The organism is Paenibacillus sp. B2(2019) (genome assembly GCF_008370385.1).
Lineage (GTDB): Bacteria > Bacillota > Bacilli > Paenibacillales > Paenibacillaceae > Paenibacillus_AQ.
In genome coordinates this window covers 44,274-68,053 of sequence record NZ_VTZR01000025.1, presented here as the reverse complement: position 1 = coordinate 68,053, position 23,780 = coordinate 44,274, and the positions used below count along the sequence as shown (strand labels likewise).

The 23,780-nt window shown below is 42.5% G+C and carries 19 protein-coding genes and 1 other annotated feature; of the genes, 1 reads left to right on the top strand and 18 read right to left on the bottom strand.

Annotation, left to right across the window (positions count from 1 at the left end):
• Positions 1–53 precede the first annotated feature (53 nt).
• The 12 genes from PAENI_RS25360 to PAENI_RS25305 form a co-directional block, all read right to left on the bottom strand.
• Positions 54–1,553, bottom strand: coding sequence for an ABC transporter substrate-binding protein (locus PAENI_RS25360; protein ID WP_149647137.1), 1,500 nt, complete (start codon positions 1,551–1,553; stop codon positions 54–56).
• Positions 1,554–1,660: 107 nt separating this feature from the next.
• On the bottom strand, positions 1,661–2,593 hold the full coding sequence (locus PAENI_RS25355) for a carbohydrate ABC transporter permease (protein WP_149647525.1): 933 nt from the start codon (positions 2,591–2,593) through the stop codon (positions 1,661–1,663).
• Positions 2,594–2,607: 14 nt separating this feature from the next.
• Positions 2,608–3,522, bottom strand: a complete 915-nt coding sequence (locus PAENI_RS25350; RefSeq protein ID WP_149647136.1) for an ABC transporter permease — start codon at positions 3,520–3,522, stop codon at positions 2,608–2,610.
• A gap of 223 nt (positions 3,523–3,745) precedes the next feature.
• Positions 3,746–6,040 carry a helix-turn-helix transcriptional regulator gene (locus PAENI_RS25345; RefSeq protein ID WP_149647135.1) on the bottom strand — a complete coding sequence of 765 codons (2,295 nt, stop codon included), beginning with the start codon at positions 6,038–6,040 and terminating at the stop codon, positions 3,746–3,748.
• A gap of 9 nt (positions 6,041–6,049) precedes the next feature.
• Positions 6,050–6,889 (bottom strand): amidohydrolase family protein, encoded by an 840-nt coding sequence (locus tag PAENI_RS25340; protein ID WP_188114682.1) that lies wholly within the window; start codon positions 6,887–6,889, stop codon positions 6,050–6,052.
• A gap of 349 nt (positions 6,890–7,238) precedes the next feature.
• Positions 7,239–7,526 (bottom strand): hypothetical protein, encoded by a 288-nt coding sequence (locus PAENI_RS25335; RefSeq protein WP_042189061.1) that lies wholly within the window; start codon positions 7,524–7,526, stop codon positions 7,239–7,241.
• A 204-nt stretch (positions 7,527–7,730) separates the two neighbouring features.
• Complete coding sequence (gene tyrS / locus PAENI_RS25330; protein ID WP_149647133.1) at positions 7,731–8,990, bottom strand: tyrosine--tRNA ligase; 1,260 nt, start codon at positions 8,988–8,990, stop codon at positions 7,731–7,733.
• A 140-nt stretch (positions 8,991–9,130) separates the two neighbouring features.
• Positions 9,131–9,361: a binding site (T-box leader), on the bottom strand.
• A gap of 101 nt (positions 9,362–9,462) precedes the next feature.
• Positions 9,463–10,296, bottom strand: a complete 834-nt coding sequence (locus tag PAENI_RS25325) for a DNA alkylation repair protein (protein WP_149647132.1) — start codon at positions 10,294–10,296, stop codon at positions 9,463–9,465.
• A gap of 112 nt (positions 10,297–10,408) precedes the next feature.
• On the bottom strand, positions 10,409–11,089 hold the full coding sequence (locus PAENI_RS25320; RefSeq protein ID WP_149647131.1) for a Crp/Fnr family transcriptional regulator: 681 nt from the start codon (positions 11,087–11,089) through the stop codon (positions 10,409–10,411).
• A gap of 81 nt (positions 11,090–11,170) precedes the next feature.
• Entirely contained in the window at positions 11,171–12,226 is a 1,056-nt protein-coding gene (locus PAENI_RS25315) for an LLM class flavin-dependent oxidoreductase (protein ID WP_149647130.1), read from the bottom strand.
• A gap of 707 nt (positions 12,227–12,933) precedes the next feature.
• Entirely contained in the window at positions 12,934–14,052 is a 1,119-nt protein-coding gene (locus PAENI_RS25310) for an acyltransferase family protein (RefSeq protein WP_149647129.1), read from the bottom strand.
• A gap of 27 nt (positions 14,053–14,079) precedes the next feature.
• A complete protein-coding gene (locus PAENI_RS25305; protein WP_149647128.1) occupies positions 14,080–15,024 on the bottom strand; it encodes an NAD-dependent epimerase/dehydratase family protein in 945 nt (314 codons plus the stop codon).
• Positions 15,025–15,218: 194 nt separating this feature from the next.
• Between PAENI_RS25305 and PAENI_RS31990 the strand changes: the two genes are divergently transcribed.
• Positions 15,219–16,865 carry a glycosyl hydrolase family 28-related protein gene (locus PAENI_RS31990; RefSeq protein WP_188114681.1) on the top strand — a complete coding sequence of 549 codons (1,647 nt, stop codon included), beginning with the start codon at positions 15,219–15,221 and terminating at the stop codon, positions 16,863–16,865.
• Between the two features lie 4 nt (positions 16,866–16,869).
• Here the strand turns inward: PAENI_RS31990 and PAENI_RS25295 are convergent, their stop codons facing one another.
• From PAENI_RS25295 to PAENI_RS25270, 6 genes are all read right to left on the bottom strand, one after another.
• On the bottom strand, positions 16,870–18,036 hold the full coding sequence (locus PAENI_RS25295; RefSeq protein WP_149647127.1) for a DegT/DnrJ/EryC1/StrS family aminotransferase: 1,167 nt from the start codon (positions 18,034–18,036) through the stop codon (positions 16,870–16,872).
• 59 nt (positions 18,037–18,095) lie between these two features.
• Positions 18,096–19,205 (bottom strand): GNAT family N-acetyltransferase, encoded by a 1,110-nt coding sequence (locus PAENI_RS25290; protein ID WP_149647126.1) that lies wholly within the window; start codon positions 19,203–19,205, stop codon positions 18,096–18,098.
• Positions 19,206–19,283: 78 nt separating this feature from the next.
• Positions 19,284–20,093, bottom strand: a complete 810-nt coding sequence (locus PAENI_RS25285) for a GNAT family N-acetyltransferase (RefSeq protein WP_149647125.1) — start codon at positions 20,091–20,093, stop codon at positions 19,284–19,286.
• On the bottom strand, positions 20,090–20,716 hold the full coding sequence (locus PAENI_RS25280; protein WP_143759584.1) for a sugar transferase: 627 nt from the start codon (positions 20,714–20,716) through the stop codon (positions 20,090–20,092). Before PAENI_RS25280 ends, PAENI_RS25285 begins: the two co-directional genes overlap by 4 nt.
• 24 nt (positions 20,717–20,740) lie before the next feature.
• On the bottom strand, positions 20,741–21,847 hold the full coding sequence (locus tag PAENI_RS25275; RefSeq protein WP_223178998.1) for an LCP family protein: 1,107 nt from the start codon (positions 21,845–21,847) through the stop codon (positions 20,741–20,743).
• 15 nt (positions 21,848–21,862) lie between these two features.
• Entirely contained in the window at positions 21,863–23,773 is a 1,911-nt protein-coding gene (locus PAENI_RS25270) for a polysaccharide biosynthesis protein (RefSeq protein WP_149647123.1), read from the bottom strand.
• Positions 23,774–23,780: the final 7 nt, after the last annotated feature.

The window sequence follows — 23,780 nt, the reverse complement described above, 5'->3', positions numbered from 1 at the left end:
AGCGACTCATGCTACGATCGTCGCTGTACGCATACATATCAATCAATTTACGATTACTTTGTTTGCTTCCACGCTTCAATCTGCTTCGCCAATTCAGCCATAACCTTATCGGTGCCAGCTTGCTTCAGTTTATCTTGGAATTCTTTCAACTTTTCGTTTGGATCCCATGTACCGGTTTCCAATGCAGGTAGATACTGATCGATTACTGTCGCCAGGTTTGCGATTTCAGCCATAACCGGTGTGCTGTCAAACTTAAAGCCCATTAATGGAGACTTCGTCGCGGACTCGTTCGCTTTTTTGGTCTCCTCTAAGACAGCAGGATCCATGCCTTCAACCAAATAGCCGTTGAATGTATTACCGAATACCCATCCTGCATTTGGTGCGTAACCCGCATCTTTGTTTACTTGAATCACGTTGTCAGACACTTTGGTGTAGTGTTTTCCTTCCACGCCAAAGCTGATGGTATTATAAAGCTCTTTATCTGTGTTCAATAGATTAATAAACATCATCGCACGCTCAGCGTTTTTGGAGTTCTTGTTGATGGCTTGCATGGTAGTAATGACTGTGCCTGTGGATGCATAAGGCTCCGTCAATGGAACATAGATGACATCATTTCCACCATTAGCAGCTTTGGCTTCAATTTCTCCGCCCGGTTTAAGAACGTTATGAAACTGTACTGCAGCATTGCCTGTTTGGATAATATCGTTTTTGTTCTTCAAAGTAGCCGCATTTTCATTGACGTAGCCCTTCGTATACCAATCTCTCATCGTATCCAAATAATGCTTGTACTGCTCGGTCTCATACAGATTAATCGGAGTTTCGGGGTTCTTCAGATCTACGCCGATAATGTTATTTGCCGTAATCGCTTCCAAGCCGAGAGATTGGGGCATGATATTGAATCTTCCATACTTGTCATTCAGAAATGGTACAATATCCGCTGATTCGCTTTCTTTAATTTGCTTCAAGAACGGTTCGATGTCTTCAAACTTCTTGATAGAGTTCACATCTAGATTATATTTGTCCGCGAAACGCTTTTGAATGATGAAACCTTCTCTTTTTGTTACCGTCTGATAGTTAGGAATGCCATAAATTTTACCTTGAATTTTGGCTGCATCCCACACGAATTCAGGCATCGATTTCAATAAATCTGGCGCATAGCTATTCAGCAAATCATCGAGTTCAAGGAATGCGCCTTTTGATTGATTTTGCAAATAATCCCAGTTCCAATTCGCCGTCCATGCAATGTCGTAACTCTCACCAGATGCGACGACCGTATTCATTTTTTGATTGTAGTCAGCAAAGGTATGCGCTTTCAGTTTTACGGTTGCGTTGATTTTTTCCTTGGTGATTTTGTTTACGGCTTCCTGTACGGAATCTAGATCTTGTGGAATGGCACTCAGCGGAAAATTCCAAACGAGTTCCACCATCGGAAGTTCTTCTTTCTGTTGTCCTTCCCCAGCTGACTTTTTCTCTTCCTTGGCACTGCCGCATGCTACCAAAACTATTGCCAGACTGAGCACACCTGCAATTACTTTGAACCATTGCTTATTCATTACATATCTCCCCCTAATTTGATTCTTATATCAATGTTCGTGATGATGTGAAGATATTCTTGTATCCGCACATTCACCAGAAAACAGTTTGATAACATCCTTTGATGTCAGCCTTTGACAGAGCCTACTGTTAAGCCGCTAATAAAAAATTTCTGAAAAAATGGGAAAACAAGCATCATCGGTCCCGCTGCAAGCACCGCCATGGCCATTCTTGTTGACAAGCTCGGGAATTGTGACATGTCGATATTTACGTTAACGGATGATAAGTTGTTTGATAAATATTCAATGGTACTCATTACACGATACAGCATCAATTGAAGAGGAATCAGATTTTGGTTGTCGATGAACAGTAATCCCAGCCACCAGTCGTTCCAATACTGAAAGGAAATAAATAGTCCGATGGTTACCATAGCAGGCAGGGAAAGCGGAATCACCATGGTAAAGAAAATGCGCCATTCGCTTGCTCCGTCCATCTTTGCAGATTCAATGACCTCCAGGGGTATTTTATCCATAAAGCCCTTCATCACAAGAATGTAAAATGGACTGAGCAGGTAAGGAACAATCAATGCCCCTATTGTGTCTTTCAGATGCAAGTACTGAGTGACCATAATATAGAACGGAACGAGTCCGCCGCTAAATAATGTTGTAAAGAATACGAAAAAAGTCATTATTTTACGGTACCGATAATCTTTCCTTGAAATCGTGTAGGCGGTCAAACTTGTAAGAAACAAGCCTATAACCGTTCCGATCACCGTCACTAGAATCGTAATGCCATAAGCATTAAGCAAAACGCCAGGTGTATCAAAAATCAAGGAATACGCGGCAAGACTGAACTTTTCCGGAATCAATTGGTAACCGCTTTGCAATAGTGTCTTTTCATCCGTAAATGAAATGGATATAACCAGAAGCAATGGGATGATGAACAGGATGGATAGCAAACAGAAGAAAAGATTAATAATCCGGGAGCTCCATTTAGATTGTTTACTTACGAAATAACTATTTTCAGCTTTTTTATTGATTGCGACTTGTGTAGTCGGCATCATACATCTCCTCCTTACCAAAGTGCGTTATCTTCGTTTATTTTTTTAACAATCCAGTTCGCTAATAAGACCAGAACAAATCCTACGACGGACTGGTAAAATCCTATTGCACTAGACATACCAATATCCCCGACAACCCGAAGTGAGCGGTATACGTATGTATCGATCACATCTGTTGTGCCGTAGAGGAAACTTGAATCGTTCGGAATAAAGTAGAATAATCCAAAGTCGGCTCGGAATATTTTCCCCACATCTACAATGAACAAAATCACGATCAATGGTGTCAGTAATGGAATCGTAATCTTTCGAATCATCTGCCATTTGTTCGCACCATCAATTTTGGCTGCTTCATAATAACTGGAGTCAATTCCTAGAAGCCCTGCATAGTAAATCAGTGTTGAGAATCCTACAGCTTTCCAAAGTTGAGTAATAACGATGATTACGGGCCAATACTTCGCCTGTTCATACCATTTGACCGCCTCTTCACCGAACATTCCTAACGTAACGTTTATAAATCCGCTTTTATGATCTAGGAATGCCAGTACTACATATCCGACCACAACCCATGATAGGAAGTAAGGCAAAAATAATACCGTTTGATGCAACTTGATCCACTTTCTTGAGACTTCATTCAACAAGATTGCCAATGTAAGCGCTATTACCATTGTGAGCACAATAAAAGAAAGATTGTAAAGAATTGTGTTCCTCGTAACAATGAACGCTGTATCGGAACGGAAGAAAAACTCAAAGTTTTTTAAACCCACCCACTCGCTTCCGAATACTCCAAGATCGTATCGATATTGCTTAAATGCAATGACCAATCCAAGCATAGGTAGATAACTAAGTAACATTTTATACACGATCGCCGGTAATGACATGACAAACAAATCCCGGTTACGCTTGAAGTGTCGCCACTCCTTTTTCAACATTCCCGCTCCTCCTTCTCATTGCCGCATGCGACTTTTGTGTCCCTATTATCCAGCGAAAACAAGGTTAAAGAATACTGTAATTTTAAAAAAACACTCTACTTTTTGCAGGCAAAATCGCGAAAACACTGTAGTTTTACTATAAAAACACAAAACTGCCCAGTAAGCATCGCTTCAGCTTGAAACCTTCAAACTGAAACGACTTACGGGCAGCCGAAGAAACTTCCTAGTCCTCAATGACTTTTTTGAAACGATATTCTTTAGGCGTTGTGCCAAATTTCTTCTTGAAGAGCTTGAAGAAGTAACTTTCGTTACTGTAACCTACCATGTCCATAATGCGTGAAATGCTGTAATCTTTGTTCTCAAGAAGCGTGAGCGCATTACGCAGGCGGACCTCATTAATATATTCGCTGATCGACATCGATTCCTGTTGCCTGAATTGCTTGCTGATATGGGCTGATGATAATTTCATGGCGCTCGCTATACTCTGCAGATTTAGATTGGCATCAACATATTGCTCCTCAATCATTTCTTTTATCGTATCAATCAAAATCCGGTTGGACTGCATTTTGAAGTCCTGTGAGCGTTGATGATGAATTTCTTGAAATAAATTCAAGAAAATATTAAACATGTCCTGTAGTGATTCCTGTTCGAGCAGCTGCTGGTATTGAAATTTGAAGTCCAAATTCACTTGTCTGACGGAGCGATTGTTGATATCTCCCACCGCTTGATTAATAATGGTGAACAGATTAAAAATCGAATACATGATGTTGTTATAATGCAAGCTTTCCAATTGATGAAACAAAATTTCGAGTTGTTCACGGAATATATTGCTTTGACCGGACTTGATGGATTCCGAAATTTTCTTCTCCACCTCTGCCGGGAATTGAAAGGGTCCGTTATTCTCCATATTTCGTTTAACAAGCTCGGATGTAATAATGCAAGATTGCCCATAAATGATGCGGTAGGATGCATTTTCCAGGACCTGTCCATATTGACGTGAAAGCTGGCTGTAATCTTTCATCTCATTCCCGATCGAAATGGAGAAAGAAATTCGGTAGTAGGCTTTGATGGTTTGCTGAAGCTCTTGTAAGACTCCTATCAGGTCATCCAAATGCATACTGGAACCTTCATGGTCTTCCCCTAGCAGCAGGACGAAATGATTGTTCTGCATCGGCACGACTTCACAGTGCAAATTTCTCGCTAAAATTTCCTTAGTAATATTGGCAATAGCAAATTTATAGAGACGCTTATCAGAATCGCTTGATTGTCTTTCAAATTCCTCCAGGTCGTCAATTAAAAGCACGCAAAGACGCAGCTTGTGATGAAGATCGATATCCCACTGAGTCTGCTTGATCTCTTGCGGTGTTAACAGGCTTGTATCTGAGATAAGTCTTCGGAGTGCAAAGGTTTTAAGCTGGTCCCTCTGTGAATACTCTTCCTTTTCCAACTTGACTAATTTATGCATCGCGTCTTGATATTCGTTTGTAATAAGCTTGAGCTCATCAAGATCCGAACGTTTTTCTGTCCCGCTGAATCGTTTCCCGAAGATCTGCTGCAGCATATTCTCAATAGGTCGATAGAGTCGATAGGCTATAAAAAAGGAAACTACTATAGATAGAATGAGAATTACGCTTATAATAATCAAAGAATTCCTTTGCATCTCATGAAGTTCCCCGAAGACAACATCATAAGGCTGTACGCTCGCAATGATCCAATTACTCTGACTCGATGACATAAAGCTGAGTATAAACTTGTTACTACCGCTCTCATGGACGAGATAATCCTGATCAACCCCGGCCTGAGCTCGATTTCGAATCACCTCACGGTACTCCTCCAATGGAATAGGAGTACTCATGTTAGTCTCCAGAAGTTGCGCACCCGATTTGTCCGTAATAAAAATAGTACCGTGCAGTTCACTGTTCACATGATTCATATTACTGATATTATCGAAAAGCCAAGATGGCTTTAAGGTCACAATCAGCTTACTTTCTGTTAAGCTGTCATAGATAAACATCGAGAAAACCGGCGACTTAACATTTTTTCCCGATATGGGAATAAACTCTAGCTTGGGTATTTCTTTTTGAGACTCCATATAGCTGGATATCAAACCATTCATGCCATCGTCCAAGCAATTCATGCTACTTTTGGTCGAGTAGTAACACTTGGTATTTGCGTTATAAATCGTAATATTTTGCAAGAACATGGACCCAAAAACTGTTTTTTCTAATCTGTTCAGCTTCTGTGCGAGCTCTCCTTTATCCATGACTGACGTATTCAATAAATAAACCACATCTGGATCCATATAAGTGGAAACCGTAATATTTTTGACCGTCTCATTTAAATTATCGACATTATATTTAATTTGTGAAAGCACTTTCAAATCTGCTTGCTGCTGCATTTTGAGCATCTTATTCTCAGAAGTGTAATACAGAAGCGAAGAACTGACCGTCAGAAAAATAACCGTAACGACAGAAATGGAGAGAAGTAGCTGGAACAGATACTTTCTTGACTTATACATGGTTTCCTCCTATTGCAGATCATATATTCTGGCTGCATTATAGCCAAAAATATGACGGATTTCATCAGCAGACAAAGAAATGGACAACGCCTCCTCGATCATGGACATCATTTCCTTATAACTGCCGGCCTGTAAACAAATCGGCCAGTCGCTGCCAAACATCAATCGGGAAGAACCGAACTCTGTAATAACATGCTGAATATAAGGCTGTATCACTTGGGCAGGCTTCTTACCTCTAAATGACCCCTCCGTCATCATTCCGGACACTTTGCAAGAGGTATGTTGAAATTTTGCAATGGAGCGCATTCCGTCCGACCATAATTGATAATTCTTACCGGACAAATCCGGCTTGCCCAGATGATCGACAACAGCCGCAAGGTTAGGCACATACTCCAATAGCTTTGCCATTCCTGCCAGGGCAGGTGGACGAACTAAGAATTCAACAGCACAATTATCCTCAGCAAGTATTGATAAATTATGTATGAGCTGCTTGTGATGTCTCCACTCTCCATCTGCTAAATCCGGAAAATTTGGACGAATCCCCACGAAACGCGGATGACTTCGAAAACGAAGATAATGCTTTTCAAAATCTGAAGCGTTGATATCAAGCCATCCCACTACACCAATCAAGGTTTCCTCTTTGTCGCACAAATCAAGGAGAAATGAAGTCTCTTCCATCGTCGGCGCAGCTTGTACCACAATCGTCCCCTGAACACCGTTATGGTGCAATTCATCTTTTAACAGGTCCGGCATATAGTCCTGAAATAGGATGGGATCAGAGGCTGGAGTCAACCAACCATAATCCCCCCGATCCAGTATCCAGTAGTGCTGATGTGAGTCTATTATCATGACATATAACCCCATTCCTGATTTTAGCAGTTTTACATCTTTATTGATTACAGTAGTTCGACTTGGGCAATTTTTCAAGATAAAAATATTTCAAAACAATAATATTTCAAAATAAAAATATTCCAACCGCTACCCTTAGGGTATCCGACATATGGATGAGCACAAAGAGAAAATGTGGATTACATTCAAATTCATTAATCTAAGAAAGCATCGTTCATAATTATTTCATTTCCTATAACTTAATTCGGATTCAAGCCAAATTAAAAAAACAGTCGCCGATGAACTTCCGGCGACTGTTTTTTTAAACTTGCAAGGTCTTATAATTTCGCATCACAAACATGTTGTTTCTTTAATTACGGACGTATTCCTTATTCGCTGTTTCCAACATTGATTTCCAATCCGCAAATTTAGTTTCTCTAACTACATGACGATCAAAAAGTTCATCAGGTATGTCAGCAACATCTTCTTCTGTCTTTACTTGAAAGTTTCCTTTGGTTACAAACTCATCGAAACTTTTGTAATTGGAATACTTACTCATAAACGCTTCATTAAACAATTTCTCGAAAGAGATGTGATTGGGATCTTCTTGATACGTTTTCTGTCCTTGTAACTCATTCATCAATTCTTCCATGGTCATTGGTTTTTGTCTTCTCAAATTACCACTCCTAATTTTCTGTTATAGTTGTAGAATATCATGTTAATCCATAAATCACACGAATCCTAAGCTTACCATAATTTTCGCTATTTCACCTTTCAAATTTCACTTAATATGCAAATGATCCGCCTCTATACTTAAAATACAACAAAAAACCTCCCTTATTCATAAGGAAGGCTCTTATTTTTAGGACAATTTCACCAAGCTGTAGTTTTTCTTACCCTTACGGATAATGATAAACCGGCCGCCGATAGCTTCGCTAGCTGTAACTTCCAGTGCTACGTCGCTAACTTTCTCACCATTCATGGAGATTGCTCCTTTGGTGATATCCTCACGTGCTTGACGCTTAGACGGCTCGATACCGAGATCAACCAACCACTCTACGATATTTTTAGATTCCAGTGTAGTTTCGTAGGTCGGCATTTCCTTAAAGCCTTGCTCGATCTCATCAGCAGTTAGGGATTTGATATCTCCACTGAACAGAGCAGCAGTAATACGTTTAGCCTGATCCAGCAATTCTTCACCATGCACGAATCTGGTCATTTCTTCAGCAAGTGTTTTTTGTGCTTCGCGTTTATGCGGTTCAGTCTGTACTTTTTCCGCAAGTGCATCAATTTGCTCTTTTGATAGGAATGTAAAGTACTTCAAGTATTTCACAACATCACGGTCATCAGTGTTCGCCCAGAACTGGTAGAACTCAAACGCAGTCGTTTTGTTTGGATCGAGCCAGATTGCTCCTCCAGCTGATTTACCGAATTTTGTTCCATCAGCTTTCAACATAAGCGGGATCGTTAGACCGAATGCTTTTGCTTCAGGTCCTTCTTTTCTACGGATCAGATCCAGACCGCTTGTAATGTTGCCCCATTGATCGGAGCCACCAATTTGGAGCTGCACATCTTCATGCTGGTACAGATGCAGGTAATCTAGGGATTGCAGGATTTGGTAGGAGAATTCAGTAAAAGAAATTCCGCTGTCCAATCTGCTCGCTACAACATCTTTGGCAAGCATCGAATTGATGCTGAAGTTCTTACCATAGTCACGCAAAAATTCGATCACATTGATTTTATGCGTCCAATCGTAGTTATTCACCATACGAATTTGATTGTCGCCATCAGTAACGAACAGTTTTTTCATTTGTGCGGTAAGCGCATCTACGTTAGCTTGGATTTGCTCCAGCGTCTGCAATGAACGCTCGGATTGTCGTCCACTTGGATCACCTATCGTACCTGTAGCACCGCCAATTAGCATAACCGGACGATGTCCTGCAAGCTGGAATCTTTTAAGTACCATGAACGGAATCAAGTGACCAATATGCATACTGTCACCCGTCGGGTCTACACCGCAGTACACCGAAACGGATTTCTGGTTGGTCAATTCTCTAAGCCCTTCGGCATCGGTTTGTTGATTGATGGCATCGCGCCATTCTAGTTCATCGATAATATTCATTGCCTAACACCCCTTAAATTAGTAGATATCCTATAACGAATCATCAGTCCGCCAAGCGAATATAAGGATAGTTGATGAAGAGAAACTTATAAATCCTTATATTTAAAAACAAAAAAAATCGTCCCCTTGTCTATTGTAGACATAGGGACGATTGAATAACCGTGTTACCACCCAGATTGCACCAATGAAACGCTAATGCTAAAACACAGCATTGATGCCACTCGTGACGAGATATCGTTCGCCATTCCGCTCGGTGTTAGCCGAGATACTCCAAAGTGTAATTCGTACTCTTAGTGTGTACCGGGTTTCATCAACCCCCGGCTTTCTGAAACAGGGACTAAGCTACTACTGGGCTTTTTCAACGTATATCGTATATAAGATTACAGCCAGTATAGTGAAATAATTCTTCAATGTCAACATCTTAAGCTGAGAATGCTGAGACACACTCCTGCTGTGACGCACTACTAACGGGCTAAAGCGATACTTCATTTTCAACGTAGAGATCAGTAATACTCCTTGTTGCCCGTGTTACAATCCGTTTCGTTTCCTTGGAATCCGAAGAAATTAACCACTTCTCACTAAGCTGTTGCACCCAGTCTGGATTGCTTTTACTCGCATCGTTCAACCAATTACTTACAGAATCCTGAACGTATTTTGCCGGATCTGACTTAAGTGGTTCTAATAATGGAAGTGCTATTGCTGGGTTTTCTTTTAGCGCAGTAATATGCTTCGCCCATACCCCATGTGGCCGCGTCAATTCGATTGCATATCTCCTTATGTTCGTATCTTGATCATGAACCCAGCTCTCTAAGAACTTAATGGATTCATCCAATTCTGCAATGACCGATTCCCTTAAAGCCATCCATGAAATCTCACGTACCCCAAAATGATCATCCGCTGCAAAGGGACGGATATCCATTAGCTTTTGAGATAGACTTAAAGATTGATTTAGACCGATCATATAGGCAGCCCAACAGCGGACACTATCGGAACGATGCTGCGCTAAAGCTGAGAATACTCGGACTTGTTCCAACTCTGATTTGCACTCCAATACCTGTTGCCACTCCCGTGCGATAGCCGGTATAAGCTTCATGATTTTCTTTTCCGATGAATCGCGAAGCCTTTGTAAAATTGGTTCGGATTCCTGTCCAAAACCTAGCTCGTCCAGTACATTTTCTATCAAGACCATATGGTCCACAGCAAGCCATTCCGTTAGATTTACAGTCTGTAATTGTCCTTTATGCAATAGTCCAACAACATCAGCAGGAATATCGCTAACTTTTCGAGCTCCCTTCCTATGCTCCATATAAATCTTCCCTTCACCTATGATTTTAAAGGCTTGGATAACCTTCTTCTTATATCTAGGATACGGGTATTTCTAACCATAAAGATGTAATCTCATTTACAACTCATAATCTTTATAAATTTCTTTCCAAAATCTTATCATGATGGATACGTATAGTTCTGAACCCAGTCTGAAGCACCTCAGCTTTTACCAATTCTTGCAATGCCACAGTAACCGCTTCTCTGCTCGCACCAATCAAATTGGCGATTTCTTGATGTGATAGTGGAACATTGATTTTATAATAATTATCCTCACTTTTAACGCCTAGTTGATCCGATAGCTTTAAAAGAACGCACAATATTTTATCATGCAGATTTCCGATGGCTAGGTTTTGAGTTAACTGACTCATACTTTTTATACGATCGCTCAATACTTGCATTAATGACATCAAAAATCTAGGCCGAGTAGCTACGAATTCTTCAAATCTTACAGGATCAATTGTACAGATATGACACTCTTCCATGGCTTCAATGTAATGATCTTTGGTTCCAAACGAAATCACGTTCATTTCACCAAAAACATTACCCTCACTCAGAATATCCGAAGTAAACTGCTTCCCATCCGCATTCAATCGGTATAAACGCACCTTTCCTTTTTTCACAAAAAATAATCCTTTTGAGAAGGTTGTCGGTGTCTGGATATATGTATTTTTCGGGACTACTGTTATTCGAGTTAATTCTTCCATTTCCATTAGATCTTCCAGCGCTAACGATTGAAGCAAATTGAATTGAGATAAATAATGAATAGTCTCCATTGCCCCTCCCTTATATAACGTTATTCGTTATTTTAGTATACCGCACAAAAAAAACCACGTCCTAAGGACGCAGCTTATTCGTTAACGATTACTTGCTTCCCAGCGCGCTACTTCTTCACGAACACGAGGAGCTACTTCCGTTCCCAGCATTCTAATCGCCTGCATAACATCCTCATGAGGCATTGTACCGTGGGGCATATGTAAAAAGAATCGCGTAATTCCCACATGCTTGCGAAGATGAATGATTTTGTTCGCAACGGTTTCTGGATCACCTACGTACAGAGCGCCATCAAAGCCGCATGCTGCATCATAATCGGAACGATGATATGGCGGTGTCCCTTTTTCCTTCGCCCGCACATTGGTCCGAGCATGCGTTGAAGGGAAAAATTTCTCCAGTGCTAACTCATTAGTCTCAGCAATAAACCCGTGTGAGTGTGAGGCAATAGGCAGGCTTGAAAGATCATATCCGGCTTCAGCCGCTGCTTTTTTGTAGAGCTGCACATGCTTCGCATAATCAAGCGGCTGAACATTTCCAATAATAGCTAATACAAAAGGTAAACCTAATGCTCCAGTGCGGATCGCAGACTCTGGACTACCTGCACTCCCAATCCAAATCGGTAACGGATCTTGAACCGGACGCGGGTAAATCCCCAGATTGTTTATGGCTGCTCGATGTTTGCCACTCCAGGTTACTTTTTCTGACTTTTGGATGGCTAATAACAATTCCAGCTTCTCATTAAAGAGTTCTTCATAATCTTTCAGATCATAGCCGAATAATGGAAAAGACTCTGTAAACGAGCCGCGGCCGATCATAATTTCTGCACGTCCATTCGAAATGCCATCAAGCGTTGCAAAGTCTTGAAATACACGTACGGGATCTGCTGAAGACAGGATCATCACGGCACTGGTCAAACGAATTTTCGAAGTCAACGATGCAGCTGCAGCTAACACAACCGCAGGTGATGAAGCCGCATAATCATTACGATGATGCTCGCCCACTCCGTATACATCTAGTCCCACCTCTTCGGCAAGTACAATTTCCTCTACTACTTCACGTAGTCGTTCTGCATGACTTATTGTCTCACCCGTTTGGACATCGGGCGTTGTCTCGACAAAGGTACTTATTCCAAGTTCCACTTTCGTTTCCTCCTAAAGTTCTGCACGATGCATTATTCTCTGGATGTAAATGTTTGAATATTCATAATTACATTTAATCAAGAAACCCATTATAATAGGATTCACCGATAATTCCAACTATTTCAGATCCCCTCGATTATTGATCGGTCTGAGGAGCCCTTATTTTAATGATTTTGTCCATTTTGCGAGATTATTGGACTCAGATGCTGCTTTTTGCTCAAAACCAATACCAAAATGTGTGTTTTTATGGAAATAAGAACTATACGGTCCGAAGCGTGCAATATGCCTCATATCTAATTTCCCCAAAAAAACCACATCTTTTGGATGTGGCTCATCAGAACATGATGTTATATTGAAATGAATAAATAGAATTAGATTGAGAGGGAAATAGATTTGGAAATCCAAAGATGTAGCTTAATTAGGTTAAATGATAATGACTATTAAGATTTAAAGATGATCTATATCAATGAAAACGTAAGAAAATACTTATGTGGAGCAATACCTGAGGAGCATACCTATAGTAAGTTTTTGGACATATTACAACGTTCAGACCAAGGGGCACATTATTGAACCGTTAGGTTGAAAGCCCTTAATAGCTGTATTGGATTAGTTTCTTTAGATAGCCATACGGACGGAATAAACACAGAAGTTTCATGGTGCTGAGCAGGCAATATACAGTATTGAAAATAACTTAGCTACAAAATAAGCTAGTTCATGTTCCCTATACTCGAGCTTATGGGCTTATCCAGCGGTTTCGGGGGTTTTCTCTGATTGATTCCAATCCCGACTCGACCGAACACAAAGGCTCCGCCTGGAATACGATTCGCTATGTTCATGATGATCGCCGATCCTACCACACATCCGACAAATTGGAGAAGCACACTGAATAGTCCAAGGTTTTGCAACCCGAACGAAGAAGGAAGTTTGACGAATAAAGCCAACAACAACGGGTGAAGCAAATATATGCCGAAGGAGTATCTACTGCTCCACTCCAGCACACGCGGCACTTTTTTCAATGAAGAAGCCACTGTGAAGAGTAGTAGAATCATGCTCATGGCGAAAAGTAACATATCAATTCTCTTGGAACTATGTGCCGTAATCCAGCCTTGCCCATTCACGAATAGCACAAACGCGCCTGTTACAACTGGAAGCACGTAGACAGCTAAACGGAACTGTTTTAATTTTTCCCGGAACCAAGCCTCATTTCGCCCCAAGTAATAAGCCACAGTAAAGTAGAAAATCCACCCCGGAGAGAAAACCCAATACAATTTATCCCAAATATATTGAGCAGCTACCGTATCTACGGGTTTGGTGAAATTGAAAAAACCTAAGTAAGCCACATTAATAACGAATGACGCAATCAGTATAGAGCGTGGAGTGAATTTTTTGGCATGCTTTTGAAATAAGAGGAACAAGGCATAAAACTGAAAGATAATTAGGATAAAGTAGCCATGAAAATCGCCAAGTAACCAATGACGCCAGAGAAAGTACCAAAAAGCCTGAAGAAGCGGAATCCCCTCACTGCCCGCCATATCCAATCCTTTTAACCCTGCGTACAAAGCTCCGAAAAAAAAGTAAGGAAGCAAAATATACTTGATCCGTTTCTCCCAAAATTTCGCGGGAATTCCGTCCGGATATGCAAAAGACAATACGAATTGCGAGATAAATACGAATACCGGTGTGCCAAATGTAAGCAGTAGACCCACTGACTCTACCCAAGGCGTGTTCCCATCGTCATAGACTCGATATAAAGCATGTAACAGCGCTATACTTAAGCAGGCTATACTACGTAGAACAAACATTTCCGAATTTAATTTTCGTTCCATGGGGATGACCCCTTTCGATATTTGCGATTAATGGTCCACAGCACTGCCTACAGTCAATCGGGCTGCAATCGTCTTCTTGAGTCCCTGGTGAAGATCATGGTGAGGAGACCAGGACATCAACTCGTTTGCTTTACTATTGTTTAAGTAGCTGTGAAGAATATCTCCCGGTCGAGCCTGTTCATAGGTTGTCTGGGATTCCCGACCTGTAATACCGCCTATCATCTCTACAATCGTATTAATGGAGGTCGCCAACCCGCAGCTAATATTTATGATCTGATTATCCGCATTCTCATCTGTACAAGCCGCATTTACAAACGCCTGTGCAACATCCTCAACATAGACAAAATCCCTGGTCTGTTCTCCATCCCCATAAATTACAAGCTCCTTGCCTTGCTTTATGCGATCCAGAAAAATCGAAACGACACCAGCTTCACCATGCGAGCTTTGTCGAGGTCCATATACATTCGCAAGACGAAGAATGGTGTACTTTAGCCCATGCATGCTGGCAAACATCCGAATATAAGACTCAGGAACACTTTTTGATACCCCATAACAAGATTCAGGATTTAAGGGATGTTTCTCGTCAATGCTCAAATATTCAGGATTACCGTATACAGCGGCCGACGAGGCGTACACGATCTTTTCAACCTGATGCGCCTCACACATCCGCAGGACGTTAAGTGTGCCAACAATATTCACATTCGCATCAAACAATGGATTGCGCTGAGATTCTCTTACGTCAATCTGTGCAGCCAGATGAATGACCGCATCCGGTTTCTCACGGATAAAGACTTCACCCAGTGTCTCGTCGCGAATGTCGTACGGATATAAAAGAGCGGAAGGATTTCTATAGAATGAGCCGGAAGCACCCGATAAATTATCTACAATTACAGTTTCGATCCCCTCTCTTATAAGCCGGTCAACAACATGTGACCCAATAAAACCAAGCCCCCCAGTTACTAATACCTTCAAATAAAAAACTCCTTTCGCCCTGTAAAGTGCTCTTTGTACCGTGCATCTGTAGAAAAGTTCACATAAAATACTTAAGAAGAAACGATGTTGTCATCCTTTATGGACGACAACCGTTACTCGTAGAAATATAAGGATGATTTATAACGTGAAACTTAGCCTTATATTTCAAATCAAAAAATAAAGGAGTGAAGTATATGGCAACTGCACCTATTCCAGATAACTCTGTAACAACGTCCGTTATTGCGGACGGAGCAGTCACTTCTATTAAATTAGATCCTGAAACTAACGGTTACGTGAATGTTCGATCTTATGGAGCTACAGGGAATGGTACCAAAGATGACACCGTCGCGATTCAAAATGCAATTAATGCTGGAAATGCCAAACGCAAGGTTGTTATTTTTCCGCCTGGTGTATATAAAGTCTCTTCCGGCCACATGCGTAACCCTTCAGTCCTAGATTGGTGGTGTCTTCGTATTCCAACCGGAACTAACCTAAGCTTTGATGCCGGCTCAAAATTGGTGCTTGCCCCTAACCCACCATCGGATACTCGAGTTCTTGTTATGTTAAATGCCTCAAACATCACGATATCCGGCAGCCTCGAAATAGACGGAAGTGCTTCGACTGTTAAAACAGCCGTCAACGATCAACTTCATGGCTTGTTCATTTCTTCTTCGCAAAATATAACGATCGAATCGGTGTACTCTCATGATTGCTATGGTGATAATATTTTCATTGGAGGGACAGAAGATATCCCATCCGTTAATGTGCATATCGGATATGCGTACTGTGAAACGGCTGGTCGAAAGAACTTTGTAGTCCATTTTGTAGACCAGCTTCATGTCAACAGAGCGGTATTAAATAACAGTCGAGGTGGTGCACCTGGGTTTAATGGCGCCAATTCACTCGATGTAGAACCCGACATCTTCAAGGGAACGCGTAGCTTTTATCAGCGATTCGACTCTTTGACAACAACTGGTTTCGGCAATGATATGACAACTGGACTTTCAGATGAGATAACGAGACTCTGGACTCTCGACATCGGTTCACTAGATATGCGTGTAAGTGGATCAGTAAGTCCAGCATTGCTGTCCTATGGATTGACGCTAAAAATCAGCCATTTGTCTATTCGCTCGACGGATCATAAAGCTAATTACGGTCTACAAACGATCTATTCACAATTTATTGATATCGGAAGCGCAAGGTTCGATGGAATCGGCGGCCCTGCGATCTACGCTGCGTTTAATGCTGCTGGAGGAAAACCAAGATTGCATATCGGCTCGTTAGGGATGTACGGCTCGGGTTCCACCTTAGCAAGCGGAGTCCGAATCGACGGAGGAGATCTTTATGTGGGGACGATAGATGCACAGGACTTAACGGGCAGTACCTTACAATTATTCACAACAGAGTCTGACGCGATGGTTACTGTCGACAATATGATTGTCCGTAACAGCGGGACCAATCAAGTCGTGCTAGCGTCATCTTATGGTGCAGCTAAGCCCTTCCTGCACCTGAACAATGTAGCAGTGTTTGATACCCGTTCTGTAAAGGTAAAACGCATTCTAGAATTCGAAACTTTGGTTGCCATGCAGGGTACTTCTCTTGGTACCTTGTATAATCCGTATGCTTTAACTGAATGGTTCTCTACCTATGGCAACTTCAAACGGGCAGTCCGACTCGTTGGTGGAACATTACTTCCTGCAGTATTTATTGTGGAAGGATCGCCTGAGGGAACGATTACCGCTCCGATTGGCAGTCTGGCTATGCGAACAGATGGTGTAGCGAAAGCCACTTTTTATGTGAAGGAAAGCGGAACCGGTGCTAACGGATGGATTGCTAAGTAATTTTTCAGTGGTTCTGAATACAAGACTCTATCGCATCCATTACGCGTACCAGATCATCATCCGATAAAGAGCTACCGGAAGGTAGACATACACCTTTTGTGAACAATTGATCAGATACACTATGTCCCTCCATGTATGGATAATAGAAGGCGTTCTCGAACAGAGGTTGCAAATGTAGAGGTTTCCATACAGGTCTAGCTTCTATATTGTTGAATTCCAGGCACTTTAAGAGTTGATTAGCGGAGAAGCCTGCGATTTCTTCATCAATCGTTAGCGCACTTAACCAGCGTGTACTGCGACAATTTGGCGCTTCCGGCATGAAATGAAGACCCGGAATGGATCCCAATCGATCTGAGTACACTTGAGAAATATATCTACGTCGTTCGACCTTTTCCTCAAGTAGCTCCAGTTGCCCTCGTCCTATGGCTGCCAACAGGTTACTTAGCCGGTAGTTATAACCCATTTCGGAATGCTGATAGTGTGGAGCAGTGTCACGTGCTTGGGTAGACCAGAAACGGGCTTGATCTAATGCATCGGTATCATCCGATACAAGCATACCTCCACCTGAGGTTGTAATAATTTTATTCCCGTTGAAAGAATAGATTCCGAAGCGGCCCCAAGTACCGCTAGCCTTTCCGTGATAAAAGGCACCGAGGGATTCCGCTGCATCTTCTATTAAAACAATACCGTAACGATTCGCGATTTCTACAATTGGTTCCATGTCTGCGCTCTGCCCGTACAAATTGACAACAACAGCTGCTTTAGGCAGTATCCCTCTATCATTCAAATCCAGGCAGGCCCGCTGAAAGGCTAGTGGACACATATTCCATGTCTCTGGTTCTGAGTCTACGAATACAGGTGTAGCCCCCAAATATAAAATAGGATTGGCACTAGCTACGAACGTGAGCGTCGAACAAATCACGTAATCTCCTTGAGAAACGCCAGCTAGACGTAGTGCGAGATGAATTGCCGCTGTTCCAGAGCTTAATGCAAGTGCACCCTTTGAACCTGTATAGTCGGCCATCTCCCGCTCGAAAGCATCGACTTGTGGTCCGATGGGAGCGATCCAGCCAGAGTGAATTGCATCCTCCAAATAAGCCTGTTCACGTCCACTTACATGCGGTGGGGATAACAAGATTCGTGGAAGAATGCGTGGTTGACGAATACTCATGCCTTGCTCCTTTCTCCATTTGGATGCTTTAATCCAAATGGAATACATATCTTATTGTCTTACTTCAGAGCGTGGTCCATGATATTTTGATTCAACAGAGATGGATGCCGGTAGAGCGGAAAATAATTTCCCGCAACCCCAGTGTCACAGAGTGCAATCATTCGTTCATACACCTCGGGGAAAAATATTCGCTTACCTAAGTAATAGTCTAGTGGTTCTAGTTGAGTAGCGAATCTTAGCTTGAACTGAAACAACTCGTCATTCCCCTTATATCCCCCACCGAGATGGAATTTGTCGTATCCATTCTCCATCCCCCACACGGCTGCTGCGTGGATGAGAAATTTGGTGGGTGACCACTGCAGATAAGCTCGATCCCAACCGCATAAATGATAATGCATCCATGGTCGATCAAGGAGTACAATACTTGCCCCTACACTCCTCTCCCCATCCATCGCCTCAAACAGCGCTACCCGTCCTTCTGGCATAAGGCTTGTATCTTCTATAAATTTTCGAGGGAAATAATAAAAGGGATCTGCTTGTAAATCATTTAACGTCCCGTAATATAACTCGATGAAAGGCTCGATCCGATCCTTAAGATCCGACTTTCGAATGGTGAATGGAGCTGACTTTAATTTACGGATATTTCTTTTATGATTGCTGCCATAGTTCTGGATTAGCACTGACTCTGAGCCAACTGTCAAATCCATGTATACTGTATTCCGATTGAGCTCCGTAGTAAGCCCTTTTTGGTATTCAGCGGCATTGCCTATGAAAGGATGGAATCTTACAAACTCGGTCATGATCTTTTTCTCTCTGCAGTAATCTGTAAACGCATCACTGAATTGTCGGTACAATTCCGTTCGTTCCGCTCCTATAGGCACATTAGATATTGGCCCCCCGTATCCATAAGGTGTACTGATGTCATACCATTCTCCTTCAAGTCCCAGCTGGATGACTGCGGGAAGATGGCTAATGGAGCGAAGTAAGTAAGGATAAATGATGAGCTTCTCACCCTGCTTAAAAACAAACAGCTCTGCCTGTTGATGATCATCATCCTCAAACAGCCGAAAAAAATCTGCAGAAAAATAGATATCCTTACTATCCATCTGATTCAAATAAGCATCCCATTCTTCAGAATGCGAGCTATTAAGCACAATGAAATCACTCATACGTCACCTCCTAAAAGTTATGTTAGCGTACGCTTCCTTGAGGTACTTCGACAAAACTTACTTCGGATGCATTCGCTGCTAATCCAATATCTTGATCATACGTATACTTTCAGTGCTTAAGCTTAGCGCTGGGTCTCTCTCACGTAAGAATGCATCGGATGAAAGCAATAACAGCTTTCTCTCCCGGTCAAGGTCGAGTAACACATCGGTTAGTGGATATCCACCGTCCCACTCATCACTTTGCAGTTGGATGCGAAAATACTGCTCGCCGAGCCGACCCACAACTGAAGTCTTCTGCTTCGTTCTAATCCTAAATGAAGAAAATCCGTATTTTAGATGATGCGCCTCTGCCATTGGGTAATCATCAATAATGTAATTCACTTCTTCATCATCTATATCCGCTCCAGAAGAAATAACATCTGCGCTAGCCGTTAATGAACGATCCAGATCCCTCACATACCAATAAGTACGTCCTTCTTCTACAAAGCCAAGGCGAAGGTACCAAGCATGCGCCTGTTCATTCCATGAGAACACATCCAGTACCAACTTCTTAATATCGTCCTTCTTGGCTAATTTCTCTCCGTACGCCATGAGCATTCCGCCAATACCGTCCTTGCGAAACGCCGCATCCACATTTAAATTATTCAGAACCAATATTTGTTCCATTCTTCGCCATTCCGCGAATCCAATGAGCACTTCTCCAATATAGGCTCCAATCAACAATGTGGCCGAATGACCTCCACACTTACAAGCCGCTTGTAGATATGCTGGATAACCCGTACAAGCAAATATCGTTTGATTGTACACATGCTCCGGTAAATTGCTCTTCAAGAGCCGGCATGCATGATGTATATCGTCTTCATGCAGCGGTCTAAACTGCACACTCATGCCTGGCCCTCCTTTTTATTCAGCCTATACTCATCCAGAGGCAGGCTATGCCGACCTGGATTGGCTACAACATCATCTTGGCGAATCACCTTCAAGACAGTCTTGCATAATATCAGCGCATCAAGTCTGAAACTTAAATTCTCGACATAGGTGACATCATACGAAAGTCGGTCTTTCCACGACGAAGTATTACGTCCTGACACCTGTGCTAATCCCGTAATTCCTGGTCTTACTGAGAAACGCAGCCTCTCCTGTTCGGAATAATATGGGCTATAACGCATGAGTAAGGGTCTTGGACCAATCAGACTCATTTCTCCCTTCACAACATTCACCAATTGTGGTAGTTCATCCAGACTCAGCTTCCGGATGATTCCGCCAAATTTGATATATCGTCGCTCATCTGGTAACGGCTGACCCTGCGTGTCATACAGTTCAGCCATGGTCCGAAATTTGTAGATAAAGAAGGGTTTCTCTCCCCGTCCTGGTCGTTGCTGCTTGAACAAGATTGGGCTTCCAAGCTTCATTCGAATCAACAACGCCACCACAGCCATGACTGGACTAAATATACATAACATAACGATCGCTCCCACAAGATCGAAGCCTCGTTTCATATGGCGATACATGTTAGTACTCCTCCCGCCTTTCTCTTAATCCGTAAAAAGACGTTCCTTCAGTGAGTTCACCTGTTTTAAATCAGCACTCCAGTAGTACACCTTAGTTCTGACTAGCGGATCAGAACCAAAACTGTTGTTACCTGGAATCTGTTCGTATTGAAAGTCCTCGGAAGTAATCCCCTTGAATAACCAAGCTAAGCTGAGCAAATCACTGTCACTGAAGCTTGTATCGATAATGTCTTTCTTTTCATGAAGTAATAATCCCGCCAGATCCGGAAGATGCTCAGGGCTCAACAGCTTATTAGCCACAGCTCTAACGATATTGAATTGCTCCTCTTGACGACTAAAGTCACCGTTCGGAGTAGAGTAACGCGCCCTAGCAAGGTAGAGAGCATGCACACCATCCAAATGCTGTTCGCCTTTTTTGATGGTAATCTCTGGGGTTATTGTGACATCCTGATCGATTACCATGTCGATCCCACCGATTGAATCGATGAAATCACGAACTCCAGAGAAGTTCGTCTTGATGTAATGATGAATGGGAATATTCATAAAGTCGCTCACCGCTTGAATGAGCGTCAATGTTCCTTGCTCATTCCCACCTTTGGACTCACCAACAATATGAGCATGATTAATTTTGGTGTATCCAACATTTTGTACATACACCCTTGTATCGCGCGGTACAGAGACGATGTTCACCTTCCGCTGTTCCGGCATTACATGCACAACCATGATCGTGTCTGCACGTGAGATTTCCCCACCCCACGTATCTGTTCCAATTAATACAACATTAAAGGCTGAAGTTTTTTTATCGGCTGCACCTGGCGATGCTGCTGGTTCTGTCGATGGTAAAACCACGCCGTCCGAATTTGCTGGACTTTTCGTAGTCCCATCCGACTGCGTCTTCCCCACAGGCACTGCAGAAATTTTAGAGTTAGGTATCGTCAATGGATTAAGGACAGCCTTTTGAAATCGCTGCTCAGCATTTAACACCCCTCTAATCCAAATGCCACCAATTACAATCACAATCAGAAAACTAATCAGGGCGAATCTTCCAATTCGCCGCATGACTATTTGCTTTCTTGTGAATTCCTTGTCACTCTTGTCACGCAAACGCAATTTCTTGTTCCATCTACTCATAAACGACTTCATCACTTAGATCCCCGCATGAACTTCGGATTTGATCCGTTCAAGCTCATGAGTGGCCACCTGTGGTTCTTCCTGAAAGCCCGAATAACTTGGAATAAGCTGCTTTAATAATTTCTTAATCTGATAACTGCTTGGCACAAATTCGTACCGTTTGCACAAATTCTCCAGAACACCAAGGACCAAATTCAATTCGGATCTGGAAACACTTTGAGGCCGACTGATCATGATGCGATAGTTATTGGTGACCATCAATCCCTCCTCTTCTGTCAGGAGTTCCTCAAATAATTTCTCTCCGGGACGAATGCCCGTGACCACGATAGGGATATCTTTATCGGGTTCTAAGCCCGACAGACGTATTAAATCTCTTGCTAGATCGTATATCCGAACCGGCTTACCCATATCAAGCACGAACACCTCGCCACCTTGTGCCAGTACGCTCGCCTGGATAACCAATTGCACTGCTTCAGGGATCGTCATGAAATACCGCACCATATCCATATGGGTAACCGTAACCGGGCCACCACTCTCGATCTGTCTTTTGAATAACGGAATAACACTTCCCCGACTACCGAGAACATTACCGAAACGGACAGCAGCAAAAACCGTCTTGCTAGATGAATTCTGATCATTAATAATCATTTCTGCCGCTCGCTTTGTAGCTCCCATGACACTTGTTGGATTAACCGCTTTGTCCGAAGAGATCAGAATGAACCGCTTAGCACCATATTTGGCACTCGCTTCCGCTACATTCCTTGTTCCGATCACGTTGTTCTTTACCGCCTCCACCGGATTCATCTCCATAAGGGGCACATGTTTATGCGCAGCGGCGTGATACACAATCGTAGGTCGGAAATTCTGAAAAACACTATCGATCCGCGACACATCCTGAATATCAGCTATGATAGGTTGAATCTTCTGATCGGGATATAACTGGCGTAGCTCTTGTTCAATCAGGTAAATGCTGTTCTCACCATGACCAAGCAGCAACATTTCCTTCGGACGATACGCAGCTAGCTGACGGCACAGTTCTGAGCCAATGGAGCCTCCTGCACCCGTGATGAGAATACACTCACTCCCTAAATTCTCACGAATCTCTTCAGTATTAATCTCAACAGGAGTTCTACCCAGCAAGTCATTTACGGACACTTCACGGATTCGATTGACTGCCATTTTCCCGTCCAAAATTTCTGTCATACTAGGCATTAGCTTAATCTGTGCTTTTGTTGATTTGCAGATCTCGATAATCTCCATTAAGTCGTTATGTGGCGCTGTCGGGAGGGCAATAATAATGAATGCAATGTCCAGCTGTTTCACGGCCTCGGGAATGAAATTTCGGTTACCCACAATCGGCAACCCCATTACTTCCAGCTTTTGTTTGGATGCATCATCATCAATGAAAGCGACCGGATGCATAAATTTGAACCTTGAATGCTTGATATCTTTCGTAACGAGGATTCCTGCTTTACCAGCCCCAACGATTAGAAGATTACCTTCGAAGGCATCCTTCACACCCGTTGTCTCAAATCCATCATTTAGAAGACGTTTAACCATTCGTAACCCAACTATGCCCAGAAACACATAACCCGCTGCAAAATAGATAGAAATCGGAAGTCGATAGGAAGGAATTACTGCATGGGTGGATAGGTTGACAGCAATCACTCCCACGAGGGTTAATACACTCACTTTTAGAAGCTGCAGTAACTCTCTCATTCCGGTGTATCGCCAGATATTGTTATACACTTTGAATCCAAATGAGAAGGCCGCATACACCGCAATGTGAATCAATATTGCCCACGGAAGCATCCACACGTACATCTCAGGGATTTGAAAATCAAACCGAAGTAAAAACACAAGCCACACTGAAGCCGCAATAATCCCTGCATCCAACATGACCAAACGGACGATCCGCATTTTCATCACTTCT